At 42.5% G+C, this 2,457-nt stretch carries 4 protein-coding genes and 1 pseudogene; 4 read left to right on the top strand and 1 reads right to left on the bottom strand.

Going from position 1 to position 2,457, the window contains the following annotated elements; genetic code table 11:
• A pseudogene (locus tag HMPREF1532_RS22065) lies at positions 1-147 on the top strand (mobilization protein MbpC); the annotation flags it as partial.
• On the top strand, positions 101-397 hold the full coding sequence (locus HMPREF1532_RS20495) for a hypothetical protein (RefSeq protein WP_425265811.1): 297 nt from the start codon (positions 101-103) through the stop codon (positions 395-397). The pseudogene HMPREF1532_RS22065 and the gene HMPREF1532_RS20495, both read left to right, overlap by 47 nt.
• Positions 398-433: 36 nt before the next feature.
• Here the strand turns inward: HMPREF1532_RS20495 and HMPREF1532_RS20490 are convergent, their stop codons facing one another.
• Positions 434-1,459 carry a replication initiation protein gene (locus HMPREF1532_RS20490; protein ID WP_004295509.1) on the bottom strand — a complete coding sequence of 342 codons (1,026 nt, stop codon included), beginning with the start codon at positions 1,457-1,459 and terminating at the stop codon, positions 434-436.
• 412 nt (positions 1,460-1,871) lie between these two features.
• On the opposite strand from HMPREF1532_RS20490, the gene HMPREF1532_RS20485 reads away from it, so the two are divergent.
• Complete coding sequence (locus HMPREF1532_RS20485; protein WP_004295507.1) at positions 1,872-2,123, top strand: hypothetical protein; 252 nt, start codon at positions 1,872-1,874, stop codon at positions 2,121-2,123.
• On the top strand, positions 2,120-2,395 hold the full coding sequence (locus tag HMPREF1532_RS20480; RefSeq protein ID WP_004327436.1) for a type II toxin-antitoxin system YoeB family toxin: 276 nt from the start codon (positions 2,120-2,122) through the stop codon (positions 2,393-2,395). The genes HMPREF1532_RS20485 and HMPREF1532_RS20480 overlap by 4 nt, the downstream gene beginning before the upstream one ends.
• Positions 2,396-2,457 lie beyond the last annotated feature (62 nt).

Genomic DNA, 2,457 nt, shown 5'->3' with positions numbered 1-2,457 from the left:
TACTCAATCCTTTGTGCTGTTATCTCCCTATTGTTCGCTTGTTTCATGTGCTATCTTTGGACGGATGCAGCCAAAGACCGGGACAACTACAAGCAGTATTATGAATACTACCAAGAGCAGGCAAGGGAACAAAAGGGGAATAAATAAACATCTAACTTTACGAATTATGGGAACAACGGAACACGAAGAACCCCGGTTCTTCTTCATACTGAACAAGGGTGCGAAGTCCGGCGGCGAAATCACCCATGCCGTCCTAAACGGTAGTATCGTTTCGAAGCCGGCAGGCTGGGACGCCTTTCATGGGCTTGCACTGGCGAGAGAGAAACTAAGCAGCGAGGAAATACAACAGCAGATGAAAGAACTTGGTGTAGAAATGGAAATCGTTCCTCTGATTTGACAAGATTACCCGGAGTGTTTCAGCCGGGTAATCTTGTTACTTATCCTTGATTTTCCCTTTAAGGGCGTTTATAATCCACCCTTTCGGATTGTTCTTTTCTCGTGATTTTCCGTTTAGGAGAGCCAGTTCTCCGATAAGGTCGGTTATCTTTTCTTGTGCCGTTATGAATGTCTCTTTGTTCCGGTTTATCTCTTCCGATGTGAAGCCGCAGGAATAACGGAGGTACTCGTACACATGGCTGTCTATCTGATATCGTGCTGTAACCTTTGCTTGCAATTCTTTCCCTTCCAGTTCTTCATCTCTGAACTGTGGTTGATAGACCGGGTAGAACCTAAACCCGGTCACCTTGCTACGTTTGTTGTTTGGGTTTTCACGCACTTTCACGTAGTTGAAAGTGTATGGGCAGCTCTCATCAAGCGCAGCCTTTGCTGGTTTCAAAACTCTTTCCTCAAAATGATCTATTCTGTCTTTTCCGTTCTTGTCCTTGTATTTGTCCGCAGGTATGCCAAGACGGTCTTTCAAGTTTTCAAGGGATATATCCAAAGGGTACACCTGCCCACTCATTAACATGTAAAACCTAAGGGAATACCCAGTAGGTAGCGCAAGAGCCTTGTTTAACTCAAATTCTCTGTACCCCTTGGCGAACTTGGTAAACACATCCCAAAGGTCGTTAGACACACGAAAGGTTATAATGCCAGTGCGTTTTTTATATTTTGGGTTAGATATAAATCCGCACTTCCACCATTCCTCGTCATCTTCGTAAGTAAAAAAACGTCCTGCCAAAGAATCGAGTGCGGCTATGATTTCATTGTAATCACGTCCGGAAAAAATAACGTCAGATACATGCATTTGTGCATCAACATCCCAAAGTCCATGCTCAAACTTGCGTTTCGTGCCTGCATAATCTTTCAGTTTTACTCCCTTTAGTTCAGCTTGGCACGCTTCCAGTATGCGAAGAACTATTCTTTGTTCGTGTATGGACATGTCTTGCTGTTTTGACCATGTATATACCCATGAAACAACAACATCTTTATTCTTGGTAATAGGTAGTTTCTTTTTCATAAACGATTGATTTGCTGCAAATATACACAATCCCCACATTAAAACAAAAAAAGAGGGGTAAAACTCCCAAAGTGTGGGGACTAATTTACTTTTAAACTCCCAAAGTGTGGGGACTAAACTCCCAAAGTGTGGGGAAACACATGTTCTAATCCCTTTATTTATGGGCGTTTGCGAAGAAGTGATAGAGCATATTACAGACGATGCTTATAACAGACAAGGGGAATTTATAGAGCTAAGTGGTTGATTTACTGTCGGAAAAAGAAAAACGATAGGGAAAAAGAGCAAAGCAAAACCAACCAACGGGCGGTAGGATTGGAAACGGGTTTTTATGGCGTGTACACGTTTGTGTACAAAATGTTTGTATTTTATTGAAATATAGCTATCTTTGTGCTGAATTTAAAAGCAAACAGATATGGAAGCATTATCAGTAAGAGAATACCGTAACAACCTCGCAGCGTCTTTCACCAAAGCTGACAATGGCGAGCAGGTACTAATTCGCAGGAAAAACGAGATTTACGCTTTGGTAAAAGTTGGTCGTGAAGATTTGATGATAACCCCGGAGCTGCAAGCAAGGATTGACAAGGCAAGGGAAGAAATCAAATCCGGAAAGTGTGTTACCCTCAAAAGCAGTGAGGATATTGACGCTTATTTCGATAGTCTATGATGTACACAATTAGGGTTTCCGACGGGGTGGATAAGGTGATTGCCAAATGGAAGAAATCAAACCCCAATTTGTTCAAGAAGTATAAGAAAATCTACAAAGAATTGTTAGAGCACCCTAAGACTGGGCTTGGGCATCCCGAAGCGTTAAGGGGCGGTGGGGATATTACATGGTCTCGACACATTACCGCCCATGACCGGATAATCTATGACATTTACGAGGAAGTGGTAGAGGTCTACATCTTGGAGGTAGAGGGGCATTACAACGATAAATGATAAAACTGTTATGGTCGAATATTGTGTTTACTGGTTAGAGAACGGCGAGCCTATGCACGAGG

The sequence above is a fragment of the Bacteroides salyersiae WAL 10018 = DSM 18765 = JCM 12988 genome, assembly GCF_000381365.1.
In the GTDB taxonomy this organism is placed as follows: domain Bacteria; phylum Bacteroidota; class Bacteroidia; order Bacteroidales; family Bacteroidaceae; genus Bacteroides; species Bacteroides salyersiae.
The sequence above is the reverse complement of the archived record's forward strand: the minus strand, read 5'-3'. Positions and strand labels throughout refer to the sequence as shown.

Coding starts and splice junctions, on each gene's coding strand:
- HMPREF1532_RS20485 (WP_004295507.1), top strand. CDS start 1,872: ATGGAAGCATTATCAGTAAGAGAATACCGTAACAACCTCGCAGCGTCT.
- HMPREF1532_RS20490 (WP_004295509.1), bottom strand. CDS start 1,459: ATGAAAAAGAAACTACCTATTACCAAGAATAAAGATGTTGTTGTTTCA.
- HMPREF1532_RS20495 (WP_425265811.1), top strand. CDS start 101: ATGAATACTACCAAGAGCAGGCAAGGGAACAAAAGGGGAATAAATAAA.
- HMPREF1532_RS20480 (WP_004327436.1), top strand. CDS start 2,120: ATGATGTACACAATTAGGGTTTCCGACGGGGTGGATAAGGTGATTGCC.